Origin of the sequence: Bradyrhizobium sp. CCGUVB14 (genome assembly GCF_024199935.1) — a bacterium.
Classification (GTDB): domain Bacteria; phylum Pseudomonadota; class Alphaproteobacteria; order Rhizobiales; family Xanthobacteraceae; genus Bradyrhizobium.
Genome location: NZ_JANADS010000001.1, coordinates 871,366 through 895,665 on the forward strand (window position 1 = coordinate 871,366; position 24,300 = coordinate 895,665).

The 24,300-nt window shown below is 65.0% G+C and carries 22 protein-coding genes; 6 read left to right on the forward strand and 16 right to left on the reverse strand.

From position 1 onward, the window contains the following. Window positions 1–21: 21 nt before the first annotated feature. Window positions 22–312 (reverse strand): GIY-YIG nuclease family protein, encoded by a 291-nt coding sequence (locus tag NLM32_RS04150; RefSeq protein ID WP_254128005.1) that lies wholly within the window; start codon window positions 310–312, stop codon window positions 22–24. Between the two features lie 203 nt (window positions 313–515). Between NLM32_RS04150 and NLM32_RS04155 the strand changes: the two genes are divergently transcribed. Then, window positions 516–947, forward strand: coding sequence for a hypothetical protein (locus NLM32_RS04155; protein ID WP_254128006.1), 432 nt, complete (start codon window positions 516–518; stop codon window positions 945–947). A gap of 110 nt (window positions 948–1,057) precedes the next feature. Here NLM32_RS04155 and NLM32_RS04160 read toward each other — a convergent pair whose 3' ends face one another. Continuing rightward, complete coding sequence (locus NLM32_RS04160; protein WP_254128007.1) at window positions 1,058–1,837, reverse strand: DUF2865 domain-containing protein; 780 nt, start codon at window positions 1,835–1,837, stop codon at window positions 1,058–1,060. Between the two features lie 151 nt (window positions 1,838–1,988). Continuing rightward, window positions 1,989–2,552 (reverse strand): orotate phosphoribosyltransferase, encoded by a 564-nt coding sequence (pyrE, locus tag NLM32_RS04165; RefSeq protein WP_254128008.1) that lies wholly within the window; start codon window positions 2,550–2,552, stop codon window positions 1,989–1,991. A 187-nt stretch (window positions 2,553–2,739) separates the two neighbouring features. On the opposite strand from pyrE, the gene NLM32_RS04170 reads away from it, so the two are divergent. Continuing rightward, window positions 2,740–3,366 carry a glutathione S-transferase family protein gene (locus NLM32_RS04170; RefSeq protein ID WP_254128009.1) on the forward strand — a complete coding sequence of 209 codons (627 nt, stop codon included), beginning with the start codon at window positions 2,740–2,742 and terminating at the stop codon, window positions 3,364–3,366. A 144-nt stretch (window positions 3,367–3,510) separates the two neighbouring features. Here the strand turns inward: NLM32_RS04170 and NLM32_RS04175 are convergent, their stop codons facing one another. From NLM32_RS04175 to NLM32_RS04190, 4 genes are all read right to left on the reverse strand, one after another. Further along, window positions 3,511–4,146 (reverse strand): LysE family translocator, encoded by a 636-nt coding sequence (locus NLM32_RS04175; protein WP_254128010.1) that lies wholly within the window; start codon window positions 4,144–4,146, stop codon window positions 3,511–3,513. A gap of 94 nt (window positions 4,147–4,240) precedes the next feature. Next, window positions 4,241–4,780, reverse strand: coding sequence for an NADPH-dependent FMN reductase (locus tag NLM32_RS04180; protein ID WP_254128011.1), 540 nt, complete (start codon window positions 4,778–4,780; stop codon window positions 4,241–4,243). A gap of 11 nt (window positions 4,781–4,791) precedes the next feature. Further along, window positions 4,792–7,830 (reverse strand): DNA polymerase I, encoded by a 3,039-nt coding sequence (polA, locus tag NLM32_RS04185; protein ID WP_254128012.1) that lies wholly within the window; start codon window positions 7,828–7,830, stop codon window positions 4,792–4,794. Between the two features lie 235 nt (window positions 7,831–8,065). Then, window positions 8,066–9,133, reverse strand: a complete 1,068-nt coding sequence (locus NLM32_RS04190; RefSeq protein ID WP_254128013.1) for an acyltransferase family protein — start codon at window positions 9,131–9,133, stop codon at window positions 8,066–8,068. Window positions 9,134–9,326: 193 nt separating this feature from the next. Between NLM32_RS04190 and NLM32_RS04195 the strand changes: the two genes are divergently transcribed. From NLM32_RS04195 to NLM32_RS04210, 4 genes are all read left to right on the forward strand, one after another. Next, window positions 9,327–10,643, forward strand: a complete 1,317-nt coding sequence (locus tag NLM32_RS04195; RefSeq protein WP_254128014.1) for a UDP-glucose/GDP-mannose dehydrogenase family protein — start codon at window positions 9,327–9,329, stop codon at window positions 10,641–10,643. 142 nt (window positions 10,644–10,785) lie between these two features. Continuing rightward, window positions 10,786–13,260 carry an ATP-dependent helicase HrpB gene (hrpB, locus tag NLM32_RS04200; RefSeq protein WP_254128015.1) on the forward strand — a complete coding sequence of 825 codons (2,475 nt, stop codon included), beginning with the start codon at window positions 10,786–10,788 and terminating at the stop codon, window positions 13,258–13,260. A 239-nt stretch (window positions 13,261–13,499) separates the two neighbouring features. Continuing rightward, window positions 13,500–14,012 carry a TIGR02281 family clan AA aspartic protease gene (locus NLM32_RS04205; RefSeq protein ID WP_254128016.1) on the forward strand — a complete coding sequence of 171 codons (513 nt, stop codon included), beginning with the start codon at window positions 13,500–13,502 and terminating at the stop codon, window positions 14,010–14,012. A gap of 201 nt (window positions 14,013–14,213) precedes the next feature. Next, entirely contained in the window at window positions 14,214–15,713 is a 1,500-nt protein-coding gene (locus NLM32_RS04210; protein WP_254128017.1) for a phosphomannomutase/phosphoglucomutase, read from the forward strand. 151 nt (window positions 15,714–15,864) lie between these two features. On the opposite strand, the gene NLM32_RS04215 is transcribed toward NLM32_RS04210, so the two are convergent. From NLM32_RS04215 to NLM32_RS04260, 9 genes are all read right to left on the reverse strand, one after another. Then, entirely contained in the window at window positions 15,865–17,334 is a 1,470-nt protein-coding gene (locus NLM32_RS04215) for a methyl-accepting chemotaxis protein (RefSeq protein WP_254128018.1), read from the reverse strand. 525 nt (window positions 17,335–17,859) lie between these two features. Further along, window positions 17,860–18,369 (reverse strand): Lrp/AsnC family transcriptional regulator, encoded by a 510-nt coding sequence (locus tag NLM32_RS04225; protein WP_200470386.1) that lies wholly within the window; start codon window positions 18,367–18,369, stop codon window positions 17,860–17,862. A gap of 97 nt (window positions 18,370–18,466) precedes the next feature. Further along, the gene (locus tag NLM32_RS04230; protein ID WP_254128020.1) at window positions 18,467–19,390 is read right to left on the reverse strand and encodes a sugar kinase; all 924 of its coding nucleotides are present in this window, start codon (window positions 19,388–19,390) and stop codon (window positions 18,467–18,469) included. A gap of 6 nt (window positions 19,391–19,396) precedes the next feature. After that, a complete protein-coding gene (nudC, locus tag NLM32_RS04235; protein WP_254128021.1) occupies window positions 19,397–20,335 on the reverse strand; it encodes an NAD(+) diphosphatase in 939 nt (312 codons plus the stop codon). A gap of 11 nt (window positions 20,336–20,346) precedes the next feature. Further along, on the reverse strand, window positions 20,347–20,766 hold the full coding sequence (locus NLM32_RS04240; protein ID WP_148751635.1) for an HIT domain-containing protein: 420 nt from the start codon (window positions 20,764–20,766) through the stop codon (window positions 20,347–20,349). Window positions 20,767–20,939: 173 nt separating this feature from the next. Continuing rightward, a complete protein-coding gene (locus NLM32_RS04245; RefSeq protein WP_254128022.1) occupies window positions 20,940–22,067 on the reverse strand; it encodes a muconate cycloisomerase family protein in 1,128 nt (375 codons plus the stop codon). Next, entirely contained in the window at window positions 22,064–22,819 is a 756-nt protein-coding gene (locus tag NLM32_RS04250; protein ID WP_254128023.1) for an SDR family NAD(P)-dependent oxidoreductase, read from the reverse strand. Before NLM32_RS04250 ends, NLM32_RS04245 begins: the two co-directional genes overlap by 4 nt. Further along, the gene (locus NLM32_RS04255; protein ID WP_254128024.1) at window positions 22,819–23,613 is read right to left on the reverse strand and encodes an amino acid ABC transporter ATP-binding protein; all 795 of its coding nucleotides are present in this window, start codon (window positions 23,611–23,613) and stop codon (window positions 22,819–22,821) included. Before NLM32_RS04255 ends, NLM32_RS04250 begins: the two co-directional genes overlap by 1 nt. Beyond that, entirely contained in the window at window positions 23,610–24,272 is a 663-nt protein-coding gene (locus NLM32_RS04260) for an amino acid ABC transporter permease (RefSeq protein WP_254123809.1), read from the reverse strand. The genes NLM32_RS04255 and NLM32_RS04260 overlap by 4 nt, the downstream gene beginning before the upstream one ends. Between the last annotated feature and the right edge of the window lie 28 nt (window positions 24,273–24,300).

Consider the following 24,300-nt stretch of genomic DNA (forward strand, 5'->3'; position numbering starts at 1 on the left):
CAGGACCCATTACCCCGATTGTTAAATTAAGCCCGACCGATCATTCCAATCGGGATTTTCCTGCTCGATCAGCTTGATCTTCCAGTCGCGCTTCCAGAATTTTAGCTGCTTCTCAAGTGCGATCGCTTCTTGCGGAGTGGCGAACGCTTCGACATGCACGAGACGGAAGATCTTGTACTTGTAAACGAACTTCGAGCCTCTTCCGGCACGATGTAGTTCAAGACGGCCACCGATATCATTGGTGACGCCAATGTACAGCGTGCCGTGATGACGACTCGCGAGGATGTAAACGAAGTAGCTGCTCGCGCTCATGGCTCTGGCTCGCAAAAGCAACGCCGACCGGGGTAATGGGTCCTGGCTTTCGCCAGGACGACGATCTCAAACGACGGCCTAATTAATAAACAGTTGAGCATCAGAACAAATTAAGAACACTTTAGCAAGTCTTTGATATATCATTGTGATTCGGCGCATTGCCGACACAATATCTAGGGTCTGACAGCCGTCGCGAGGACTACATGTCCACCATTGCCTTCGATCAATTTGCCCTCACCCGGATCGCCGATTTCGCGCGGTCGCTGTCGCGGCTGCATCAGGCGGCGCGGCGCTATGCCGTCGACGACGACCAGTTCGATCGCGAATTCAACGCGGTGTGCCAGTCGATCTGGGGCTACACCATCGACGACATCAGCGATGATCTGTTCGCGCCCGAGGATCATCATTTCCTCGATACACTCGACGAAGCGAATGCGCGCATCTTCGCGGCCGAGCAGGGCTACGACCTCGTCAGCGAGACGGGCATGCTGACCGACTGGTGGGGCTTTTGCTGGATGATCCTGGCCGAGAAGCGCGGCCTGCTGACGGCCGAAAATCGCGCTGCCGCGCGCGCGGCGATCGAGGAGAAATATCTGGCGGCGCCGAATGTGATCGGAGTGATCATCGGGCGGTAGTGGTCTCTCCTCGTCAATGCGAGCGCAGCGAAGCAATCCCGACTGTCTCCGCGGACGGACTCTGGATTGCTTCGCTGCGCTCGCAATGACGGCTTGGTTGAAAGTTGGTCTTAATCCAACCCCGCACGCTTCGCCGATTTCGGCTGTGTCTTCGGCACCGTGACATCCGGCAGCGCCTCGCGCACGATCTCGGCTGCCGGCGCATCTGCCGCCACCGTCTCTGCACGCACCGGGGCCACCTTCATCTCGCCGAGCCGCGCACGGACCTGCGCGGTGAGGCCGGGATAGGAGGCGACGGGGGTGAATTCGGCGGTCTGCTCCATGCCGAGCCGGACGCCGGTATAGGCGACCAGGCCGTCGCTGGTGGCGATGACGTCGCCGGCCTTCAGTGACGAATCGAGCGTGAGGTCGACCGGCGCGAGCCCGACCGGCTCGCGGCCGTTGCAGGTGCAGTCCGCGCGCAGCGCCTTGCGGTAGGCGAACGCGTTCTCGCTGTCGGCGTAACGCTCGCCGGTCTGGCTATAGGCACCGTCGATCGAGGAGCCGAAGAAGACTTTTGTGGTGCTGGCAGGGCAGAAGGCCTGACACATCTGCGCCGGCGAGGCGAGGCCGCGCATCAGCGGAAAATATTTGCCGTCGCAGCTGCGCACGCAGAAGGCCGGGCCCGAGCCGCCGGCGGCCGCCGAGCGGGTTGGCGGCACATATTGTGGCTGGCTGGCCGAGTTCTGCTGACTGGCGAAGGGATCGACGAAGGAGTTCGCCTGCTGCGGCACGTCGCGCTGCGGGCGTTGCTGGGCTCCGCCGAAGAAGAAATCGAACAGGCCTTCGGCCGAAACCGGGGCAGGAGTTGCAAGCAGCGGTGCTGCAACGAGGGTAGCGGCCACTAGCATCGCGCGACGCCGCCGGCGCGCATGGGACAACTCTGTACGCAACGCTTACTCCACCCAACGCTACCAAACCGGCCGGGACCATCAGGTCTCAGCACATGATTCACCATAAAGCGGGATGGTAAATGAGCGGTTGAGGGGGCGCCTCGCGCCGTTACGCCTTCAAAAATTCCGACGCCTTGTACAGCGAGCGGAACGGCAGGCCGGCCGCACCAAAGGTGTCGGTGGCGCCTTCCTCGCGGTCGACCATGGTCAGCACCAGCACCACTTCGGCACCGGTCTCGCGCACGGATTCCACGGCCTTCATCGCCGAGCCGCCAGTCGTGGTGACGTCCTCGACGATCACGACGCGCTTGCCGGCCAGCGTCTCGCCCTTCGGCAAGCCTTCGATCGCGAGCCTGGCGCCATGCTCCTTCGGCTTCTTGCGCACAAAGAAGGCCGCGATCGGATGGCCCTTGATCCAGGAGATCTGCGCCAGCGCGCCGGCCAGCGGCACCGCGCCCATCTCCAGCCCGCCGATGAAATCGAGATTGTCGTCCTTCAGCGTCTCGAAAGTGAGCTCGGCGAGCAGCGTCGCGCCCTCCGGGTCCATCATGGTCGGCTTGAGGTTGAAATAGAAATCGCTCTTGCGGCCCGACGCGAGCGTCACCTCGCCCCGGCCGAAGGAGCGGCGGCGGATGATTTCGAACAGGCGGGCGCGGGAGGCGGATTTCGACACGGCGGTCCCTCGGGGGCGTTCTTGGAGGTGGCGGAATTTATCCGCGACGGCGGTGACATTCCAGAGGGGGCGTCCCCCGTCAACAGGGATCGGCCATCCCGGCGCGCCGGTTGTGGGGCTGCAACTTTCTGGGGTAGGTGGATGCCCGATATCCCGGGCAGGAAACTGGGCAAGGAAACAGGCAAAAATGACCATCGAGCTGCACACCTGGAACACGCCGAACGGCCGCAAGATCTCGGTCGCACTGGAGGAAATGGGGCTGCCGTACAAGGTGGTCCCGGTGAACATCTCCAAGGGCGAGCAGATGGCGCCAGGGTTCCTGAAACTCTCCCCGAACAACAAGATTCCCGCGATCCTCGACCCCGAGGGGCCGGACGGCAAGCCGGTCAGCATCTTCGAGTCCGGCGCGATCCTGCTCTATCTCGGCGAAAAGACCGGTAAATTCCTGCCGACATCGCTGGCCGGCCGGATCCCCGTCTACGAATGGCTGATGTGGCAGATGGGCGGTTTCGGGCCGATGCCGGGCCAGGTGCACCATTTCATCGCGCTCGAGAACGAGCAGGACCGCGCCTACGGGTTGAAGCGCTACATGGCGGAGACGCGCAGGCTCTACGGCGTGCTGGACCGCCGCCTCGACGGCCGCGACTTCGTCGCCGGCGATCTTTCGGTTGCCGATTTCGCCATTCTAGGCTGGGCCTGGCGCCACCCTCGGCACAAGGTCGAACTCACCGACTTCCCCAACGTCAAGCGCTGGTACGACGCCCTGATGGCGCGCCCGGCCGTGAAGCGGGGGATGGAGGCGAAGCTGGATTGATTGGACGCTGTCGTGGCCCGGCCAGTGCGCAATTGCGCACTAGGACCGGGCGACCCAGTATTCCAGAGACGGAAGTTTTTGATCCGAGAGGCTGCGGCGTACTGGTTGCCCCGGTCAAGCCGGGGCATGACAGCGTCGCGCCGTTCACACCTTCCGCGCTTCCACCGCCATCCGCACCGCAAGCCCGGCCAGCACGGTGCCCATCAGCCAGCGCTGCACCAGCATCCAGCTTGGCCGGCTCGCCAGGAACAGCGCGATCGATCCGGCTCCGAGCGCGATGATCGCATTGACGCTGACACTGAGCGCGATCTGGATCGCGCCCAGCACCACCGACTGCGTCAGCACGCTGCCGGCCGTGGGGTCGATGAACTGCGGCAGCAGCGCCAGATACAGCATCGCGATCTTCGGATTGAGCAGATTGGTGACGAGCCCCATCGCAAACAATTTGCGCGGGCTGTCGATCGAAAGCTGCTTCACCTGGAATGGCGAGCGCCCGCCCGGCTTCACCGCCTGCCAGGCGAGCCACAGCATGTAGCCGGCGCCGGCGAAGCGCAGCGCATCATAAGCGAAGGGAATCGCGAGCAGCAGCGCGGTGATGCCGAATGCCGCGCACAGCATGTAGAACACGAATCCCAGCGCGACGCCGCCGAGCGAGACGATGCCGGCCGCTGGCCCCTGCGTGATCGAGCGCGAGATCAGATAGATCATGTTCGGCCCGGGCGTGAGCACGAGACCGAGGCAGACGAGGGCGAAGCCGAGCAGGGCGGAAGTGTGGGGCATGATGAACCGGTGCGGGAGATGCACGCCTTCTAATACGCGCAACGCCGTGGGGCCATCGCGCAATTGCACGGAGGACAATTCGCGTTCGCGGGTGCTACGCCTCTGCCTGCACGGTGGCGATGAACGAAGCAAAGCTCTCCATTGCCAGACGCAATGGCTCGGCAAGTGTGGGATCGGCGACGATGCTGTGCTCGTCCCAGGCACCGCCGAGCAGCTGCAGCGTCACGCAGGCCTCCGTGGCGAGCCGGGCCGACATCGTCTCCAGCGTCAGCGTCAGGGCGGCGAGCGCGTGGGTCGCCCGTGGCGACGTGTTGATCAAGGCAACCGGCTTGTCGGGAAATTCGTGACTGCCGACCAGCCAGTCGAGCGCGTTCTTCAGCACGCCCGCGACGCCGCGGGCATATTCGGGGCTCGAGATCAGGAGGCCATCGACGCTCCCGATCAGCGCGCGCATTGCGCCGACCGGCGCAGGCACATCATCGCCATCGAGATCCGGATTGAAGAAGGGCAGGTCCGCAATCCCCTCGAACAGCATCACCTCGACACCAGCAGGAGCGAGCCGCGCGGCCGCGCGCAGGACTGCGGTATTGCTCGAACCTGCACGCAGGCTACCAGAGATGGCGGCGATCTTCATCGCGACGGCCGTCAGTGCGCCTCGTCCCAATTGTTCGCCGCGCGCGCGTCGACATGCAGCGGCACCGAAAGCAGCACGGCCGGGAATGGCGCGTCCTGCATGACGTGCTGCACGACGGGCAGCGTCTTCTCGACTTCCGCGTCGGGCACCTCGAAGATCAATTCGTCATGCACCTGGAGCAGCATCTGCGCCGAGAGCTTCTTCTCGGCCAGCGCGTCCTCCACGCGCGTCATGGCGCGGCGGATGATGTCGGCGGCGGTGCCTTGGAGACGCGCGTTGATCGCGGCGCGCTCGTTGAAGGCGCGCACCGAGGCGTTGGAGGCCTTGATGTCGGGATAGTGGCATTTGCGGCCGAACAGCGTGGTGACGTAGCCGTGTTGCCGGCAGAAATCCCGTGTCTCGTCCATATAGGCGCGGATGCCGGGGAAGCGCTCGAAGTACTTCTTGATGTAGGCTGAGGCTTCCTCGCGGGCGATGCCGAGCTGGTTGGCGAGGCCGAACGCCGAGATGCCGTAGATGATGCCGAAATTGATCGCCTTGGCGCGACGGCGGATCTCGCTCGGCATGCCCTTGATCGGCACGCCGAACATTTCGGACGCGGTCATCGCGTGAATGTCGAGCCCATCGCGGAACGCCTGCTTCAGCACGGGAATGTCGGCGATCTCCGCCAGCAGCCGCAGCTCGATCTGCGAATAGTCCGCAGAGACGAGCTTGTGCCTCGGCGTCGCGATGAAGGCGCGGCGGATTTTCCGGCCGTCCTCGGTGCGCACCGGGATGTTCTGCAGGTTCGGCTCGTTCGAGGACAGCCGGCCCGTCGTGGTCGCGGCCAGCGCGTAGGTCGTGTGGACGCGATGGGTCTGCGGATTGACGTAGGTCGGCAGCGCGTCGGTGTAAGTCGATTTCAGTTTCGAGACCTGGCGCCACTCCAAAATCTTCCGCGGAAAATCGTGGCCCTGCTCGGCGAGCTCGTCCAGCACCTGCGCGGTGGTCGACCACGCGCCGGTCTTGGTCTTGGTGCCGCCTGATAGTCCCATCTTGCCGAACAGGATGTCGCCGATCTGCTTGGGGCTGCCGACATTGACGGGCTCGCCCGCGATCTCCTGGATCTCGGCCTCGACGCGCGCCGCGGTCTGGGCGAAGTCCCCGGACAGACGCGACAGCACCTGGCGGTCGATCGAAATGCCGCGCCGCTCCATCCGCGCAAGCACGGAGACCAGCGGCCGCTCCAGCGTCTCGTAGACGGTGGCCATGTGCTCGGCTGTGAGGCGCGGCTTCAGCACGCGCCAGACACGCAGGGCGATATCGGCGCCTTCTGCCGACAGCGGCGCGGCCTTGTCGATGGGCACTTGGTCGAAGGTGATCTTGCCCTTGCCGCTGCCGAGCAGCTCGCTCTCCTTCAGCATGGCGTGACCGAACCAGCGCTCGGACAACGAGTCCAGCTCATGCGAGCCGCGACCGGCGTCCAGCACGTAGGAGATCAGTTTCGCATCGTCGGCGTTGCGCAAGGTGATGCCGTGCTGCGCCAGCATCACGGCCGCGAATTTGACGTCGAAGCCGATCTTGAGAATACCCGCCGATTCCAGCACCGGGCGCAGCGCTTCGATCGCATCTGCATGCTTGACCTGATCCGGCGCAAGGCCCGCGTCGAACAGGCCACCGTCGCCGCCGGACTGCTTGTGCGCCAGCGGCACATAGCAGGCCTCGTTCGGCGCCAGCGCCAGCGCGATGCCGCAGAGATCGGCCTGCATCGGATCGATCGAGTTCGCCTTGATCTCGATCGCGACATGACCGGCATCATGGATGCGCGCGATAAAGGCGTTGAGCTCGTTCAGCGACTTGATCGCCTGGTACTTGGTGCGATCGACCGGAAGCTTGCGCAGCGCCTCTTCGCGCGCAGCGGCGAGCGAGATCGGCGCGCCCTTGAGGCTCGCCGATTTGTCGCCCTTGTCACCACCCTTGGCGGGCACCGCAGGAGCCGCGAAGAGATCGCCTGACGTCTCGGACGATTTTGCCTTCGTGCTGTCGCCGCCTCTCGCCCCGCTGCTGTTCGACGCATCGGCATCGACATTGGCGGGGTCGATCTGCGAATGGTCGGCAACGCGGCGCGTGAGCGTGGTGAATTCCATCGCCTTCAGGAAGGCGATCAGCTTGCGCGCATCCGGTTCGTGGACGGCGAGGTCATCGAGCGGCACCTCGAGATCAACCTTGTCGTCGAGCAGCACGAGCTGGCGCGAGACGCGCGCCTTCTCGGCATTCTCGATCAGCGCTTCGCGCCGCTTCGGCTGCTTGATCTCGGTGGCGCGGAACAGGAGCTGTTCGAGGTCGCCATATTCGACGATCAGCTGCGCCGCGGTCTTGATGCCGATCCCGGGCACTCCCGGCACATTGTCGGTGGAATCGCCGGCCAGCGCCTGGACTTCGACCACCTTCTCCGGCGGCACGCCGAACTTCTCGATCACCTCGGGAATCCCGATGCGGCGATCCTTCATGGTGTCGTACATCGTGATCTTGTCGTTCACGAGCTGCATCAGATCCTTGTCGGAGGACACGATGGTCGTGTGGGCGCCGCGGTCGCTGGCCTGCCGCGCATAGGTCGCGATGAGATCGTCGGCCTCGAAACCGCCTTGCTCCAGGCAGGGCAGGTCGAAGGCGCGCACGGCCTCGCGGATCAGAGCGAACTGCGGGATCAGATCATCAGGCGCCGGCGGCCGGTGCGCCTTGTAGTCGGGGTAGATCTTGTTGCGGAACGTGACTTCCGACTTGTCGAACACGATGGCGAGATGTGTCGGCCGGTTGTCGGCGGGCATGTCGCGCAACAGCTTCCACAGCATGTTGCAGAAACCCAGCACGGCATTGACTTGCAGCCCGTCGGACTTGCGGTTGAGCGGCGGCAGCGCGTGATAGGCGCGGAAGATGTAGCCGGAACCGTCGACCAGGAAAATGTGGTCGCCCTTGCCGGCCGCCTTCGCCGCGACCGGTTTGGCAGCAGCTGTCGCAGCAGCGGATTTGGTGTCGGCTTTGGCGGAGGTCTTCGGGGAGGTTTTTGGCATGGCCGCAATGTATGAATTTTTGCGGCAAAAGACAGCCTTGGGAGGGGGATTTTTGGGCGCAGCCCACACTCAATTGTCGTCCCGGCCTAGTGCGCAATTGCGCACGGGGGGCCGGGGCCCATAGCCACAGGGAGAAATTTGGCGAAGATCGGCAGTTAATTGGGGCGTGGTACGGAGGCCGCAATCTATCGATAGATCACGCGGTATGGGTCCCGGCTTTCGCCGGGACGACAAGCTACTCCGCCGCCTGCAACACCGGCCCGGCCTTCTTCGGCGCGATCCAGAATGCATCCGGCCGCTCGAACAGGAAGTGCGCATTGAACCGCAGAGCCAGCCGCCAGATCGCGAGCGATCCGAGCACGCCGACGATGGTGACGATCAGCGACACCGTGCCGATGTCCGGGATGATGCCGGTGCGCAGCAGCAGCGTGCGCGTCGCCGCCATCGGCAGGAAGAAGGCGAGATAGATCACGATCGAATGCTCGCCACAGAAGCGGAAGAAATTCTGCCAATGCATGCGGGCGAGCAGCGTGCCCGACGTGATGATGGCACATGCGCCGGCGAAGCCGAGCACGAGCGACACGATCTTCCATTCGCTGGCGCCGTACGCGACGAGGCCGGCATTGACCAGCGCCCAACTCGCGAGCGCTGCAAGCGCGAGTGCGGGATGGCTACGCGCGCGCTCCGACAATGCGAACACGTAGGGTGCGAACAGATAGCCCGAATAGAAATAGACGAAGCGCGCGCAGAACTCGTCGATCGCGGTCCAGCCGGTCGTGATGCGCGCCGTCTCCAGCGCGGCCGCCACGAGCCAGATCGCGGGTGCGGGGATTCGCCGTGTCAGTTTTGTGACGACGAAGAAGATCGGCAGCAGGTAGATGAACCAGAGCGTGCCGAACGGCTCGATGAAGGATTCGAGATAGAGCAGGCCAGCGTCGCGCCAGCTGGATTCGGCCGCGAAAGCGGGTGCCTTGAAGGCGAACTGGATTGTCACCCAGACGACATAAAAATAAGCGAAATGCACAACCTTGCGATCGAGATAGGTTCGCCAGTCCCGATCGATCACCAGCGGCAGGAACAGGCCCGAAATCAGGAAGAAGTCCGGCATCCGGAACGGCTTTGCGAAGGCCACCAGGACATGCATGAAACCGGTCTCGCCGGCGGCGAGTTCAACACCAAGCACCGAATGCATCATCACGACCATGACGATGCAGATGCCCTTGGCATAGTCGACCCAATCAACACGCGCAGCGGCTGGGCCCCTGGTGCCCCCGCTCGCGGCGATTGTGCCTGTTGATGCCATGGTGTCCCGTTTCGAGGCGTGTTCCGCCCGATCCTGTGTGGGCGTGGGGCAGTGTGGGGCCTTGTGGTTTCCGACTTCTTTACCGGTACAAATCGCGTGCCGGTTTCTGAGCACAGGCTCTTCCTTCCCGACGGGAAAATGCTAAACCGCCCCCGGATTGGGGTTTCGTTAACCAAGACAGACAGGGTCTTCTATGCGCATCACGATGATCGGCACGGGTTACGTGGGACTGGTGTCCGGAGCCTGCTTTGCTGATTTCGGTCACGACGTCATTTGTGTCGACAAGGACGAGAAGAAGATCGCTAGCCTTCACCGCGGCGAGATCCCGATCTACGAACCAGGGCTCGACGAGCTGGTCGCGAACAACGTCAAGGCCAAGCGCCTGAGCTTCACCACCGACCTGTCGAAGCCGGTCGCGGATGCCGATGCTGTGTTCATCGCGGTCGGCACACCGTCGCGTCGCGGCGATGGCCACGCCGATCTCTCCTACGTCTATGCTGCCGCCAAGGAGATCGCGCAGTCGCTGTCCGGCTTCACCGTCGTGGTGACGAAGTCGACCGTTCCGGTCGGCACCGGTGACGAGGTCGAGCGCATCATCCGCGAGGCCAATCCCAAGGCTGACGTCGTCGTCGCCTCCAATCCGGAGTTCCTGCGCGAGGGCGCTGCGATCCGCGACTTCAAGTTCCCCGATCGCGTCGTGGTCGGCACGTCCGACGAGCGCGGCCGCAAGGTGATGGGTGACATCTACCGTCCGCTGTCGCTGAACCAGGCGCCGCTGATGTTCACCGCGCGCCGCACCGCCGAGATGATCAAATACGCCGCGAACGCGTTCCTCGCGACCAAGATCACCTTCATCAACGAGATCGCGGACCTCTCGGAAAAGGTCGGCGCCAACGTTCAGGAAGTTGCGCGCGGCATTGGCCTCGATAACCGCATCGGCACAAAATTCCTGCATGCCGGTCCGGGCTTCGGCGGCTCCTGCTTTCCGAAGGACACCAAGGCGCTGATCAAGATCGCGCAGGATTACGACGTGTCCTTGCGCATCGTCGAATCCGTGCTGGCGGTCAACGAGAACCGCAAGCGCGCGATGGCACGGAAAGTCAGCCAGGCGCTCGGCGGCTCCTTGCGCGGCAAGACCATCGCCGTGCTCGGCCTCACCTTCAAGCCCGACACCGACGACATGCGCGATGCGCCGTCGATTCCGCTGGTCACCGGCCTCCTCGACATGGGCGCAAAGGTGAAGGCGTTCGACCCGGTCGGCATGGAGCAGGCCAAGGGCGAGTTGCCCAACATCAGCTATTCCGAGGACGCGTATTCCTGCGCCCAAGGCGCCGATGCGCTGGTCGTCGTCACCGAATGGGTGCAATTCCGTGGTCTCGATCTCGACCGGCTGAAGAGCGTCATGGCGCAGCCCGTCGTCGTCGACCTCCGCAACATCTTCAGCCCCGAAGACATGGCTGCCGCCGGCTTCACCTATGAGAGCGTCGGCCGGCCGTCGGTTCAGGGCTGATAGCCACATATGATTGTCATACCCCGCGAAGGCGGGGTATCCAGTACGCTGGGATCTTCGGAATGGCCGGGATCCGACATGACTGGATCGTCTGCCCCGGCGCATAATTGCGCACACGGCGGACGATGACGGACCGAGACTTTTGCCCCGCACCTTCGACACGCCCCTCCCCATCGATGCCGTGCTCGACGACCTCTCGCGCACGCTGGAGGCGCACAATGCGGCTGTGCTGGTTGCCCCGCCCGGCGCCGGCAAGACCACGCGGGTACCACTGGCGCTGCTCGATGCGCCCTGGGCCAAGGGCAAGAAGATCATCGTGCTGGAGCCGCGGCGCATTGCGGCACGCGCCAGCGCCGATCGCATGGCCAAGTCGCTTGGCGAGCGCGCCGGCGAAACCGTGGGCTATCGCGTCCGCTTCGGCTCGAAGATCTCGCGGGCCACGCGCATCGAGGTCGTGACCGAAGGCATTTTCACGCGCCAGATCCTCGACGATCCCGAGCTCTCGGGCGTTGCCGCCATCCTGTTCGACGAATTCCACGAACGCTCGCTCGATGCCGACATGGGCCTCGCGCTGGCGCGCGACGCGCAACAGGGCTTGCGCGAAGACCTCCGCATCCTCGTGATGTCGGCCACGCTCGATGGTGCGCGCGTGTCAAAACTGCTTGGCGAGGCGCCCGTCGTCGAGAGCGAGGGCCGCGCGTTTCCTGTCGAGACGCGCTATCTCGGCCGCAAGGCGGATGCGCCGATCGAGCGGCAGATGGCGGATGCGATCGCATCGGCCCTGCGTGCCGACAGCGGTTCGGTGCTCGCTTTCCTGCCAGGTGCCGCCGAGATCCGCCGCACCCAGAATTTCCTCGGTGATCGCCTGCAGGATGCCAGTATCGAGATCGTGCCGCTGTTCGGCGCGCTCGATGCCGCCGTGCAGGACCGCGCCATCGCGCCGGCGCCGAAGGGGACGCGCAAGGTGGTGCTCGCGACCTCGATCGCGGAGACGTCGCTCACGATCGAAGGCGTGCGCATCGTCGTCGATTCCGGTCTCGCCCGCGTGCCGCGCTACGAGCCCGACATCGGCCTGACCCGGCTCGAGACCGTGCGCGCCGCGCGCGCCGCAGTCGACCAGCGCCGCGGCCGCGCCGGCCGTACCGAGCCCGGCGTGTGCTACCGGCTCTGGGACGAGCCGCAGACGGCGTCGCTTGCGCCCTATACCCAGCCGGAAATCCTGAGCGCCGACCTCTCCTCGCTGGTGCTCGACCTCGCGCAATGGGGCGTCGCGGACCCTGCCGCGTTGTCGTTTCTCGATCCGCCGCCGCAGCCTGCGTGGAAGGAAGCCAAGAGCCTGCTCGAAGAGCTCAACGCGCTCGATGGCGATGGCCGTATCACGGCGGAGGGCAAGAGCCTGCGCGCGCTGGCGCTGCCGCCGCGGCTGGCGCGCATGATCGTGGATTCGCATCGCGCAGGCAGCGGCGAAGAAGCTGCCGAGATCGCGGCCATTCTCACCGAACGCGGACTCGGCGGCGACAGCGCCGATCTCGAGCACCGGCGCGACCAGTTTCGCCGCGACCGGTCGCCGCGGGCGGCAAGCGCGCGCGATCTGGCGCGGCGCTGGGCCTCGCAAGTGGCGGCGTCCGAGAAGCCGGGACAGCAGGAGGACCTCTCGACCGGCCTGATGCTCGCCTATGCGTTTCCGGATCGGGTCGCGCGCAACCGCGGCAATGGCAGCTTTGTGCTTGCCAACGGCCGTGGCGCCGCGGTGGAGCAGACGTCCTCGCTCGCCCGCGCGCCCTATATCGCGATCGGCGAGATGACGGGGACGGCTGCGAGCGGCCGCATCCTGCTCGCGGCCCAGATCGCCGAGGACGACATCGAGCGGCATTTTGCCGAGCATATCGACACGGCCGACGAGATCTCCTTCGACCGCGGCGCGATGGCGCTACGCGCGCGGCGCAAGCGCGTGCTGCATGCGATCACGCTGTCCGAGGCCACGCTTGCCGTGTCGCCCTCGGAAGACACTGCGCGCATCTTCGCCGACGGGCTGATCGCCGCCGGCCTCGATCGGTTGCCCTGGTCGAAGGCCGCAAAGCAATGGCGCGACCGCGTGATGTTCCTGCGCAAGGCGGAAGGCGACAGCTGGCCCGATCTCTCCAACGACGGGTTGGTCGCGCGGCGCGACGATTGGCTGGTGCCGGCGCTCTACGACAAGATCGCGCTGAAGGATATTTCCGCCGGCGATCTCTCCGATGCGCTGATGGCGCTGTTGCCGTGGGAGATGCGCCCGCGGCTCGACCGCGAGGCGCCGACGCATTTCGAGGCGCCCACGGGAAGCGTGCTCGCGATCGACTACGAGGCCGAGCAGGGGCCGACCATCGCGGTGCGCCTCCAGGAATTGTTCGGCCTCAACACCCATCCGTCGATCGCTGCCGGCAAGGTGCCGCTGGTGCTGGAATTGCTGTCGCCGGCGCAACGCCCGGTGCAGGTGACGCGCGATCTCCCCGGTTTCTGGCGCGGCAGTTACGCTGCGGTCCGCTCCGACATGCGCGGCCGCTATCCCCGCCATCCCTGGCCCGAAGATCCGGCAAGCGCGCTGCCCACCCGGCGGGTCAAGCCGCGCGGGACGTGAAAGTGTCGACCCTCATGGTGAGGAGCGCGGAACGCGCGTCTCGAACCATGCAGGCCCAGCTCTCGCCCGTGGCCATCCTTCGAGACGCCCGCTTTCAGCGGGCTCCTCAGGATGAGGACGGGTCGCATTAACCGTACGCTCATCCTTTTCGTCAAAATAGCACCGGCTCGGCCGCGGCGTCGCTCGCGAACGGGCGTGCCGCGTGGTGAAATCGAGCGTTCCGGCTCGGAAGTGGTGTGATGCGTAATATTATGATCATCGCGGCCGTCATGATCGGCCTCGGCACTTTCATGGCGCAGATGGCGGACAAGATGAGCTCCGCCTCCGCCACGTCGGCGCCGCAGACGACGGTCGCGGTTGCCACCGTGGCGCCGGTCGGCGGCCGCAGCCTCAACATTCCCCGCGATGGCCGTGGCCACTTCCAGACCGAAGGCCGCATCGACGGCCAGCGCATCGGCTTCATGGTCGACACCGGCGCCTCCGTGGTGGCGCTGAACGAAACCTCGGCCGCCCGCTTCGGCCTGCGTCCCTCGCGCAGCGACTACAACGCCACCGTCACCACCGCCAACGGCACCATCAAGGCCGCGCGCACCCGCATCGCCATGCTGGATGTCGGCGGCCTCATCGTGCGCGACGTCGATGCCATGGTGCTGCCGGATGAAGCGTTGTCCGAGAACCTGCTCGGCCTCTCCTTCCTGTCCCGCCTGAAGCGTTTCGAATACGCCAACGGGCAGATGGTGCTGCAGCAGTAAGAGCGCCCTGTCGCGCTGACGAACCGTCATTCGCACGAATTTCCTGGGACGGCCCCAAGCGGAAGGTCTCGCGCCCGGCCGCGCTTTTCCGTTACCAAACTGCCGCAATTATCGGCCATAAGCCTTCATTCCCGCCTTCCGCTGCGGCCCGGCATTCGCTAAGGCTGCACCAAATCCTGCCCTTTTCACGAGATTGTCTCAATGTTTCCCAAGCCGAAATCCGTCTTGTTGCCCAACACTTACGCCTTCGAATCCGAGCCGATGGTGAAGCCCACCGGTTTTCGCGAATACGACGCGCGCTGGTTGTTCCAGAAGGAAATCAACCTCATGGGCGTGCAGGCGCTCGGCATGGGGCTGGGCGCACTGATCGCGGAGCTCGGCGTCAAACAGGAGATCGTGACCGGCCATGATTTCCGCGGCTATTCGGCCTCGATCAAATATGCGCTGATCTCCGGCCTGATGGCGGCGGGCTGCAAGGTGCACGACATCGGCCTTGCGGTGACGCCGATGGCCTATTTCGCGCAGTTCGATCTCGACGTGCCCTGCGTCGCCATGGTCACGGCCTCGCACAACGACAATGGCTGGACCGGCGTGAAGATGGGCGCCAACCGCCCGCTGACCTTCGGCCCCGACGAGATGACGCGGCTGAAGGAGATCGTGCTCAACGCCGAATTCAAGAACAGGGCCGGCGGCGCCTACCAGTTCCACGAGAATTACCCCGCGCGCTACATCGCCGACCTCACCAATCGTCCGAAGCTCAAGCGCAAGCTCAAGGTCGTCGCGGCCTGTGGCAACGGCACGGCCGGCGCATTCGCGCCGCAGGTGCTGGAAGCGATCGGTTGCGAGGTGATCCCGCTCGACACCGAGCTCGATCACACCTTCCCGAAATACAATCCGAATCCGGAAGACATGGAGATGCTGCACGCGATCCGCGACGCGGTGCTGCATCACAAGGCCGATGTCGGCCTCGGCTTCGACGGCGACGGCGACCGCTGTGGCGTCGTCGACAACACCGGCGAGGAGATCTTCGCCGACAAGGTCGGCGTGATGCTGGCGCGCGACATGTCGGCGATCCACAAGGATGCGCTGTTCATCGTCGACGTGAAGTCGACCGGCCTGTTCATCACCGATCCCGTTCTGCAGAAGCAGGGCGCCAGGACCGCCTATTGGAAAACCGGCCATTCCTACATGAAGCGCCGCACCAACGAGACCGGCGCGCTCGCGGGCTTCGAGAAGTCCGGCCACTTCTTCTTCAACAAGCCGTATGGACGCGGCTATGACGACGGCCTCGTCTCGGCGATCGCGATCTGCGACATGCTCGACCGCGCCCCCGGCAAGTCGATGGCCGATCTGAAGGACGCGCTGCCGAAGACCTGGTCGTCGCCGACCATGTCGCCGCATTGCGCCGACGAGACCAAGTACGGCGTCATCGACCAGGTGGTGAAGCACTTCGAAGGCCTGCAGGCCAAGGGCGCCAAGATCGGGGGGCAGTCGATCCGCGACCTCGTCACCGTCAACGGCGTGCGCGTCACGGTGGAGGACGGCAGCTGGGGCCTGGTGCGCGCGTCTTCGAACAAGCCGGAGCTCGTGGTCGTGGTCGAGAGCCCGGTCTCCGAGCAGCGCATGCACGACATGTTCGAGATGGTGAACAGCGTGCTGCGTAATCATCCGGAAGTCGGCGAGTACAATCAGAAGATTTGAGGCGCGCGTCTGCGCTTGCCGTATGCTGCGCTGTCATTCCCCGCGAAAGCGGGGAATCCAGTACGCCGCGGCTTCTCGGTGAATCACAGGCGTCTCGGAGTACTGGATCGCCCGGTCAAGCCGGGCGATGACAGCGCTTTTCAAGCGAGACTCACGCCGTCCGCAGCGACCCCAGGAAACCATCCACTTCGGCCTTGAGGCGCTCGGACTGCGAGGACAGTCCGGCGGCGGCCTGGTGCATCTTCGAGGCGGCCGCGCCTGTTTCGTTGGAGGCCTTGCTGACGCTCGTGATGTTGTCGTTGACCTCACGGGTGCCGGTGGCGGCCTGCTGCAGACTGCCGGCGATCTCGCGCGTTGCCAGGCCCTGCTGATCGACTGCGGTCGAGATCTGGCCGGAGATCTCATCGATCTCGGCGATGGTCGCGCCGATCGCCTGGATGGCGTTGACGGCATCGCCGGTGGCGCTCTGGATGTTCTGCACCTGCGCCGAGATTTCCTCGGTGGCTTTTGCGGTCTGGTTCGCCAGCGCCTTCACTTCGCTTGCGACCACCGCAAAGCCCTTGCCGTGCTCGCCGGCGCGCGCCGCCTCGATGGTGGCGTTCAGCGCGAGGAGATTGGTCTGGCTCGCGATGTTCTGGATCAGCGTGACGACCTCGCCGATCTTCTGCGTGCCGCTGGCGAGCCCCTCGACCACCTGATTGGTGCGGCGCGCTTCGTCCGCGGCACGCGCGGCGATCTCGGCGGAGCGGGCGACCTGCTGCGTGATGCTGGTGACCGATGCGGTCAATTCCTCGGTCGCGGCGGCCACCGTCTCGACGTTGCCCGAGGCGCGGGTCGAGGCTGCTGCCGCGGCTGCGGTCTGCCGTGCCGTGTCGGCGCTGTTGCTGCTCATCGCGGACGACAGATGCTGGACTTCGCCGGCTGCGATCGCCACCGCTTCGACGATGCCGCCGATGCTGCGTTCGAAATTGGTCGCAAGCCGCTGCTTGGCCGCTTCACGGTCCTGCTTGGCGCGCTGCTCGACCTCGCCGCGCTCCTGGTTGGCGCGCGCTTCCGCGGCCATCGCGGTCTGCGCCTCGGCGGTCTTCACCGCCGTCGTCTCGAACAGTTCCTGGAGCTTGTGCGCCAGCGCGATCAGCACGCCGGCCTCGATCAGCAGGATCACCGCATGCAGCACGACGCGGCCGAAATCGGAGCCGCCGGGATAGATCGCCGCGGGCAGCAGGAAGTTCAGCGCGATGTGATGCAGCGCGACCGCAATCGTTGCGGCGACGATCGGCCGGTAGTCGCAATAGGCGACCGTGCAGGCCAGCGCCGCGAAGAAGTACATGTGCATGTCGATCTGCCAGGGATGTCCCTCGAACTGCCAGGTGAACATCGACACGCCGCTCATCAGTGCGACGGAGAACACCAGACGCGTGGAGAGGCCATTGCCCGACATGCGCCAGGACAGGGTCGCGACGAGCGCGAAGATCGCCATGAAGATTGCGGGGATGAGCCAGGCCTTGCCGAGTGCAAGGCCGACCGTCACGCTGATCGGCACGTGCAACCAGAGCACCGCGACGAGAATTCTGCTGGTGGTCTGACGCAGCGATTCCAGTCCGTCGTTCTCGACAACCATCTCATCCTCTCCAGGACTGCGAGCCGAATGGCTCCACGCCAAAAGGCTACCTACCGAAACATGCTGAGACCGCTTGCGCGTCCATCACGAACCATGCGCCGGCATCATGCAGGCGGGTCAGTCCGTCATGGTCATCCGGGCGGACGACGAGGAGAGTGGGAAGGGCGGTTGCCCCGACGATCGCCGCTTGCGCGGATCCCGCAGCCTGAAAAACCTGCTGCGTGCTCCACCAGGGCGGAAACGCAACCGCGACAACAGTCGCACCCGGACGAACCTGTAGGGTGAGGATAGCCAGCGCGATCCAGCCTGCGACCAGCAATGCAGTCGCATTTGCCCAGGCGGGCCACCGCCGGGACGGATTCGCCGTTCTCCCCTCCATGGCGCGACAATAGGCGAGCGGACCTAATTCTCGGTAAATGCTTGCTTACCGAGGTGCCGAATCGGGCGAGGAATTGGAGTCGAACGGAAATCAGCGGCGCTTTGCCGCTGATTCGAATTGATGGGGTCCGGAGCTGAACGCCGGATTTACGCCGCGACCACGGCCGGGATCGGCAGCGCGGTGACCGACTTGATCTTCTCCATCGCGAAGCGCGAGGTGACGTTCTTCAGCGGCACGGCGCTGATCAGCTTCTTGTAGAAGATGTCATAGGCCTGCATGTCCGCGACCACGACGCGCAGCATGTAATCGACATCGCCGGCCATGCGGTAGAATTCCATCACCTCGGGCATGGCGCTGACGGCCTCGGCGAACTTCTTGAGCCAGGCGTCGGAATGATCGGAGCTCTCCACCGAGACGAACACGGAGATGCCGAGCCCGATCTTGTTCTGGTCGACCAGCGCCACCCGCTTCAGGATGACGCCGTCGGCCTCCAGGCGCTGGATGCGCTTCCAGCAGGGAGTCGAGGACAGCCCGACGCGGTCGCCGATTTCGGCAACGGACAGGGAGGCATCCTCCTGGAGTACCATCAGGATCTTGCGGTCGATGGCGTCGAGGCGGCGGCTGGTCTCGGGGAGTTGGACAGCGACGTCGGTCATTTGAAGAACTTTGTTCCAATATGAGGGCTGAATTCCGTCATATAGAGGAAAATCTTCTACCGCAAGCCCATAATCTCGGCGGGAAGCCAGAATGGCTCTAATACCTGTCTCGTAAAAACCCTTCAACTTCAATGCGTTGCGGCGCGGCCGGGCCGCCGCCATGGCGGGTGCATTTCAGGGCTGCGGCGGCCGCGGCGAATCGCAGCGCCTCCCGCACGCCGCTGCCCTCGGCAAGCCCAAGCGTGAAGGCGCCGTGGAAGACGTCGCCGGCGCCGAGCGTATCGACGGCGTCGACCGGAAAAGCCGGGGTTTCCTCCAGCGTGCCCGCCTCGTTCAGCCAGATCGTGCCGCGCGGGCCGCGGGTGGCGGCGAGGAAGGCAGGCGTCAGCCCGGCCAGCCGCTTCAAGGCCTCGCCGTCGTCAGCGACGCCGGCGGTCTCCTGGACCTGCTCGCTGGAGAACAGCAGATGCGAGGCGGCCGTGAGCAGACTGTCGGTGAGCGCCATCGCGCGGTCGACGCCGACGATGACGGGAATGCCGCGCCGGCGTGCTTCAATGCAGAGATCGATGCAGAAGGTGCCGCAACGGCTTTCGACGAGGACAGCCTGACAATCGGCGAGGAGTTCGTCGGCATCCGATAGCGTCACGGCCCACAGCGCGGGATCGCGATAGATCGTCAGCGTTCGTTCGCCGGTCGCGTCGATGATGATCGCGGAGACGGGCGTGGCCGCATCCCTCATGCGCACGATATGCCCGACGTCGATGCCCTCGGCAGCCATCCGCTCGAGGATGAAGCTGCTCGACGTCTCCCGCGCATCGCCCATCGGCCCGGCAAACGCGATGCGACCACCGAGCCGCGCCATCGCGATCGCGGCATTGAGCGCATTGCCGCCGCAGATCTCGGCAAGATGCGTGGCATTGGCCTTGCTGCCGCGCTTCGGCACCGCCTCGACCCGAAAGGTCAGGTCGCGCACGGGAATGCCGATGCAGAGGATGCGCGGCGCGATCTCGGAGAGCGCCATCGGCGGTCAGCTCTTGTCGTGCACCCAGCGGCCGAGCAGATGATGCGCGATCGCGAAGGGGTGCGGGCCGGCGAGCCCGTCCGGATGCGTGCGCTTCAGCATCAGCGCCGCCTCCTCGCGCGTGAACCAGCGTGCATCCTCGAGCTCGGAATGATCGACGACGACGTCCTCGTTCAGCGCACGTGCGCTGCAGCCGATCATCAGCGACGACGGATAGGGCCAGGGCTGCGTCATGTAATACTGCACGTCGGTGCAGCGAATGCCGGATTCTTCGAGGATCTCGCGGCGCACCGCGTCCTCGATGGTCTCGGCGGCTTCGACGAAGCCGGCAAGGCAGGAATACATGCCCGGCGGAAACTGCTTCTGGCGGCCGAGCAGGCACTTTTCACCGGACGCCACCAGCATGATCACGACGGGATCGGTGCGCGGAAAGTGCTCGGCCTTGCAGGCCGGGCAATCGCGCTTCCAGCCGCCTTCCTTCATCGCGCTGCGGGTGCCGCAATTGGCGCAATAGCCGTGGCGCTGGTGCCAGCTGACCATCGACTTCGCCATCGCGATCGCCGACAGCTCCTCGGGCGGAATCGCGCCCTGCATCGCCATGCCGCGCAACTCGGTGACGGTAAAATCCTCGCGGCCGATCAGCTTTTCGGCGGCCGCTTGCGGCATGCCCATGCCGAAGATCGCCGCGTCGTCGCGCAGGCCCAGAAAGATCGTGCCGGGATTGGCGCCGCATTTCAGCGCCTCGTCGATCGACAGCAGCGCGCGGGTCCTGTCGCCGTCGCGCTTCACCAGCAGCGAGTCGCGGTAGACGACATAGGCGCGCGACGACGGCTTCTGCTCCATCGCGAACAGTTTTTCGTCATCGCGGCGCAGATGCGCGGCGCGGTCGAGGATGTTGGTGACGAAGGCCGGCTGCCCGAGCGGAAACGAGTCGAATGCTGACATTTCTTGTTCTTTCAACCCAACCAGATTTTTCGGCGAAGTGCGCTGATGAAATTCTGTACTTCAGTGGCGTCATGCGCGAGCGGCGGCATCACGCCCCAGACCGGCCGCGGCCAGGCGGCGTCACCGGTGCGGCGCGCGATGATGTGAACGTGAAGCTGCGGCACGAGATTGCCGAGCGCTGCGACATTGAGCTTGTCGCATTTGGTGATCTCCTTCAGCGCGCGCGAGACGCGGGAGATCTCGGTCATCAATTGCGCCTGCTGGACCTCGTCGAGATCGATGATCTCGACCGCATCGGCGCGGCGCGGCACCAGCAGCAGCCAGGGATAATGCGCGTCCTTGATGACGAGCACCTTCGACAGCGGCAGATCGCCGATATCGATGGTGTCCTCTTTCAGGCGGGAGTGCAGCGACCAGGCGGGATCGGACATAGGTGTTTCCAGAATGCCCGATGAGGTCGGGCGCGTTGGGCCGAACCATACGATACCGATTCCCGGAGGGGAAGGATCGGAGCCGCGGGGGCGGCATGCTCCGCTGTCGTCCCGGATCGGCGTTCCGCTGCGCTGACGCTTGCCCGGGACGACAGCGAGGTTGTGGCGCCGTCTTACGCCTCTGCCAGCACCCGCGCATTGGCGCGGATCGAAGCTTCGCTGACACGGATGCCAAGGCCGGGGCCATCGGGCACGACAACGTGACCTGCGCGGTTGGCGACGCGCTCCTCGAGCACGTCCTCGGTCAGCACATGATGCGGCATGTAGAACTCGCAGCCGAGCGAGATGCCCGGCGTCGCCGCGATCAGCTGCGTGCCGGCGGCAAGACCGATGCCGCCCTCCCATAGCGTGCCGCCATAGCCGGGCAGGCCGGCGATGTCGGCGATCGCCATGATCGCCTGTGCCTCGAACAGGCCGCCGGCCTTCATCAGCTTGATCGAGACGGCATCGGCCGCCTCGCGGCGCACCACCTCCATCATGTCGCGGCGGTCGAAGCAGCTTTCGTCGGCGAGCACCGGTGTTTCCAATGCCGCGGTGAGTTGCGCCATCACGTCGAGAAATTTGCGCGGCACCGGCTGCTCGATGAAAGTCGGTGCGAACTCCTCGACATCGCGCAAGATCTTGATGGCGCCGAACGGCGCCAGCGCCTGGTTGTAGTCGACGCGAAGGTCGACCTTGTCGCCGAATTCCTTGCGGATCGCCGAGAGATGATCGAGGTCCTCGCGATGTGGCTTTACGCCGGTCTTGACCTTGTAGGTGACGTTCCCGTCCGGAACCATCTTGCGCATGCGTTCCAGATCGGCGGCGAAATCCGGATCCGCGATCGAGAACGACAACGGAATGGTGTCGCGCACGCGGCCGCCGAGGAGATCGGCGACCGACAAGCCGGAGGATTTACCGACAATATCGAGCAATGCCATCTCGATCGCGACTTTTGCTTCTGCGTGGCCGACCAGCGCGCGGTCGAGCTCGGTCATCAGCGCGCGGATACGGCGCACAGGTTTGCCGAGCAGGATCGGCCGCAGATAGATATTGAGCGCGGCGAACGCCGCTTCCGGCGTTCCCGTGAACACCTCCCACGGCGCCGCTTCGCCCCATCCGACCACGCCGTCGCTCGAGGTGAGCTCGATCAGCACGCGCTTCACCGTGCCCTTGACGTTGCCGACGCCCTGCAGGCGCGCCATCTTGATCGGGCTCTCGATCAGGAACAGGCGGAGACGTTCGACGGTTGCTTCGGTCATGTCAGGCCTCCATTGACGTGCCAGACCTGGCCGGTGACGTAGGATGCTTTCGGGGACGCCAGGAAGGCGATGATCTCGGCGACTTCCTCCGGCCGCCCGCGGCGACGCATCGGAATCAGCGCTTCGGTGGCTGCGATCTGCTCGGGCGACAGCCTGCTTTCGCTCGGCTTGTCCTTGACGATGAGGCCCGGCGCGACTGCGTTGACGGTGATGCCATCCCTGGCGAGCTCAACGGCGGTCAGGCGCACGAGTGCTTCCAGCGCGGAGCGGCTCGCAGCGGTGGCCGCGAAGGGCGCGAACTCGGGCCGGATCGCGTGCGCGACGAACGACGACACTGCAACGATGCGTGGATCATTCCCGGCGCGCAACAGTGGCAGCGCGGCATCGACCATCCGCGTGAAGGCCAATGCGGACTCGTCCATCGCTTGCCGAAACTGATCCGTCGGCGTACCGATCGCGCTGCCGCGGCGGGCGTGGCCGCCGACCAGGATCAATCCGTCCAGCCGGCCAAAGGCGCGTTGCGTGGCGCTGAGCGCGTCGGTGACGGCCGCTTCCTCGGCGAGATCGCCGAGACATTTTGCGACTACAGCGCCGTTCGCTTGCGCCTCCGCCGCCGTGGCGTCGAGACCTTCCGCGTTCGAGCGCGTGTGCAGCAGAAGTGCGACGCCCGGCGCCGCGAGCAATTTTGCCGTGGCGCGACCGATGCCGCTGGCGGCCCCGGTGACGAGATAGACGCGGTCAATATCGGGCATCAGGATGCTGTGGTGGCCGGCGGCAGCGCGCCGGTGCGGTGGAAATGGCTGAGGAAGGCGCGCGTCGCGGCTTCCTGCGGATTGTCGATCACCTGCCGCGCCGGGCCTTCCTCGACCACGACACCGTCGCGCATGAAGATCAGGCGGTCGGCGACTTCGCGGGCAAAGGCGATCTCGTGGGTCACGATCACCATGGTCATGCCCTCGGAGGCCAGCTGCTGGATCACGTTCAGCACCTCGCCGACGAGCTCCGGATCGAGCGCCGACGTTGCCTCGTCGAACAGCATCACATCCGGCTCCATCGCGAGCGCGCGTGCGATCGCGACGCGCTGCTTCTGGCCGCCGGAGAGCGTCGCCGGATATTGGTCGGCCTTCTCGGCAAGCCCGACCTTGGCGAGCTGCGCGCGCGCGAGCTTCTCGGCGTCTGCCTTGGCCATGCGCCGCACCGTGACCGGTCCCTCCATCACGTTCTGGAGCGTCGTCATATGCGGGAACAGGTTGAAGTGCTGAAACACCATGCCGGTGGTGGCGCGGAATTTTGCCAGTGTCTTCACGTCGGGAAGCTTTGAGCCATCACCGAACGCAAAGCGCGTGTCGCCGACGCGGACGCTGCCGCCGTCGGGCACGACCAGGAGATTGATGCAGCGGAGCAGCGTCGATTTGCCCGAGCCTGACGGCCCGATCAGCGCCACGACACCACCCTTGGCGACGTCGAGATTGATGTTCTTCAGGACCTCGTTGCTGCCAAAGCTCTTGCGCAGGCCACGGATCTCGATTTTCGAGGTGTCGCTCATTCGCTGACCGCCAGTCGCTTCTCGCCGCGGCGGACGATGATGGTGAGCGGGATCAGGATCGCCGCATAGGCGACCGCAACCGCGGTGTAGGTCTCCAGCGGCCGGTAGCTGTCATGCGCCGCGACCTGGCTCTGATAGACCAGATCGGGCACCGCGAGCACCGAGACCAGCGAGGTGTTCTTGAACTGGATGATCGACTGGTTCATCAGCGCCGGGATCATGCGCTTGATCGCCTGCGGCAGCACGATGCGCCGCATGCTCTGCCCCGGCGTCATGCCGAGCGCAGCGCCGGCTTCCGACTGGCCCTTGTCGATCGAGATGATGCCGCCGCGGATGATCTCCGAATAGAACGAGCCGCCATAGAGCGAGAGCGCCAGCGCCGAGGCCGTGATCGGCGTCATCTCGACACCTGCCAGGATCGGCAGCGCGTAATAGAACCAGATCAGCTGCACCAGGATCGGCGTGCAGCGAAACGCTTCGATGAAGGTGAGGGCGACCAGGCGCACCGCCTTGAACCGCGACAGGCTGCCGAACGCCCCGAACAGGCCGAACACAAGGCCGAGCAGCACGATGACCACCGTGAAGCCGACGGTGACGCCTAGCCCGTTGAGAAAGAGCCAGCGATAGCTCCAGAGGATGCCGAAGTCCCACTGATACATGCGTGCTTTCTTGCTTCACCTCTCCCGC